This window comes from Rhodohalobacter sulfatireducens (assembly GCF_022012475.1).
Classification (GTDB): domain Bacteria; phylum Bacteroidota; class Rhodothermia; order Balneolales; family Balneolaceae; genus Rhodohalobacter; species Rhodohalobacter sulfatireducens.
Window position 1 is genome coordinate 1 of record NZ_JAKLWS010000077.1, and the last position, 2,895, is coordinate 2,895.

Sequence of the window (2,895 nt, forward strand, 5' to 3'; positions counted from 1 at the left end):
TAACGTGAGTTCGAGATAAAAAAGTGGAATTTTAGCAGTAGGAAAGCAGGATGTTTCGTATATTTAAGTATCTGTTAAACCTTAACTTAACTACTCCATCCTGCCATAATTCCTTCCTCTAAAATTACTGAAACTTTCTGTTCTATCGATGATTTTTGTCAAGATTTTCTTCCCCAAAGGAACCGCTGTCTGCTGGCTGGCGGTAAATCCCGTATTAAACCCGCCCGACTTTCTGCTTCTGAAGTCATGACCATCCAGGTCCTGTTCCATCTGTCGGGGATCCGTACCTTCAAGAAATTTTGCACTGACTACGTTTGTAAACAACTTCAGGATCTATTCCCCGGACTGGTCTCCTACAACCGATTTACCTAGCTGGGTGGCCAAATAATCGTCCCGCTGGCCATCTACCTGAAAACCAGAGCCACCGGGCAATGCACGGGTATTTCCTTTATCGATTCGACTCCCCTTCGGGTCTGCCATAATCGCCGCATCCACTCCCATAAGGTCTTTGAGGGGCTGGCTGCCCGCGGACAGTGTTCGGTTGGCTGGTTCTATGGATTTAAACTCCACCTGATTACCAGCGATAGCGGCCATGTGGTCGATTTTATGCTTACCGGCGGCAATACCGATGACCGAAAACCTCTGCAGATGAAAGGGTTTATCGACAAGCTGTTTGGCAAGCTTTACGGGGATAAAGGCTACATTTCCAAAGAACTGTTCGAGGGATTATTTGTTCAAGGCATTCACTTGGTGACCAAACTTCGAAAGAACATGAAAACCAAACTGGTAACTCCCATCGCTGATGCCATCATGCTGCGTAAGCGAGCCATTTGTGAGACCATCGTCGACCAACTCAAAAACATCTTCCAAATTGAGTATTCCCGGCACCGAAGCCCCAAAAACTTCCTGACCAATTTGTTCTCAGCATTGATTGCTTACAACTTTACCGAAAAGAAACCTAGGCTCAAAACCACCTTCGTCGACACGAAACACTTGATGCTTTTTTAGTATTCTTATGTCGAACTCACGTGTGTGCCTTGAAGTAAAGGCAAGTTGCCCAAAGAGGCAATTGTTCTTTTACATGTTGTTGTAAAGATGGTAGTTGGCCTACCGGAGGCGCTGTCAGCCAGCGCCTCCAAACCACCTTCTGGTGCTCGTTAGCGGGTGCTGAGCGAGAAGGAAAAGGTGAGCGGAGACTCATCAGGTAAGACTCGAATGAGCCGAACGCAAGTGAACGGTTGATGAAGCATCGATATTCGTTAGACTCTGTCAGAACCGGAGAAGTACGTGAGTCGCCGGGAGGAAGCACAACGGGAGTAAGCTGATATTGGTTGTGTGGCAGACGGTGTTAAGATCGCGGGACATCGGGTCAGGCTTTACAACGGAACAAGGGAACCGACCTGCCGGGAGTACAAGGGGGTGCAAGCAGAAACCCTGCGAGGCCTGAACTTGACAGGCAGGCGGGACGGATCAGCTCGTAGTAGTGCCGATAGCCTGTGAAAGCAGGCAGGAGCGAAGGGGCTGAGTCGTTGAGTCGCATAAAGATCAACAACCAACCAAAGTTGGGATGACTGACTATTATGAGACAAAATCGCAACCCATCAGTAAGCTGATGGTATGGATGGCCTACCGAAAGGTAAAGGCCAACGGGGGAAGTGCGGGTATCGACCGGGTCAGTCTGGAAGCATTCAGCAACGATCTGTCGGGAAACCTGTACAAACTATGGAACCGATTAAGTTCCGGCAGTTATTTTCCACCTCCGGTAAAACAGGTAAAGATTCCGAAGAAATCCGGTGGTCAGCGCAGTTTGGGCATACCGACTGTGGCTGATCGTATTGCCCAACAGGTCGTTAAAACGTGGCTGGAGCCCAAACTGGAACCGATCTTCCACGAGGACAGCTATGGATACCGACCGGGTAAGAGTGCCCATCAGGCACTGGCAAAGGCCAATTACCGATGCCGGTACTACGATTGGGTACTGGATTTGGACATAGCCGGATTCTTTGACAACATCGATCATGATCTGATGCTGAAAGCCCTCGATCACTATCATGTCCCCAAATGGGTGTGCATGTATGTGCAACGGTGGCTGCAAGCCGATGTGGTTCAAGTCGATGGACAACGAATCTCCACTGGTAAAGGGACCCCTCAAGGTGGAGTCATCAGTCCATTGCTGGCGAATCTGTATCTGCACGTGGGGTTTGACGGGTGGATGAGAAAGCACCATCCGAACATTCCGTTTGAACGGTATGCTGACGATATTGTTGTGCATACTCGAAGCAAAGCGCAGGCAGAGTTCATCAAAGGACGTATTACTGCCCGAATGGAGGAGTGCAACCTTCAACTTCACCCGGAGAAAACACATATTGTATATTGCAAAGACGAACGACGCCGGGAGAATCAAAGCCAAACAAGCTTTGACTTTCTGGGTTATACATTTCGCCCGCGCATGTGCAATACCAGGCAGGGAAGGCGACTGTGGTATTTGCCTTGTATGAGCAGAAAAGCAAAAGTCTCTGTAACGGAGTACTTGAAAAAGCTGAATCTGCACAAGTATAAAGGCACGATTCAACAAATGGCCGGATTGCTTAACACACGTATACGGGGATGGATGAACTATTACTGCCAATGGAGCAAGTGGACAACCACATGGGTATGGCGGGTACTGAACCTAAAGCTGATCAAATGGCTCAAATGGAACCGCAGGTTCTCTAAGAAACGAGCTGTAAATTGGCTGAAGAAAGTATATAAAGCCAATCCGGGGTTATTTGCTCACTGGAGCCTGGTTCACCCGTAAAATTCATAACGATTCAACGACAAGAGCCGTATGATGGGAGACTATCATGTACGGTTCTGTGAGAGCCTTGGGGTGAAATTCCCCTTGGCTACTCGACT

General features: G+C 48.5%; 1 protein-coding gene and 1 pseudogene. Both read left to right on the forward strand.

The window, feature by feature from the left end; all coding sequences use genetic code 11:
* The first annotated feature begins 105 nt into the window (after positions 1-105).
* Positions 106-1,008, forward strand: a pseudogene (locus L6773_RS21085) (IS982 family transposase).
* A gap of 559 nt (positions 1,009-1,567) precedes the next feature.
* The gene (gene ltrA / locus L6773_RS21090) at positions 1,568-2,797 is read left to right on the forward strand and encodes a group II intron reverse transcriptase/maturase (protein ID WP_237856653.1); all 1,230 of its coding nucleotides are present in this window, start codon (positions 1,568-1,570) and stop codon (positions 2,795-2,797) included.
* The last annotated feature ends 98 nt before the right edge of the window (positions 2,798-2,895 follow it).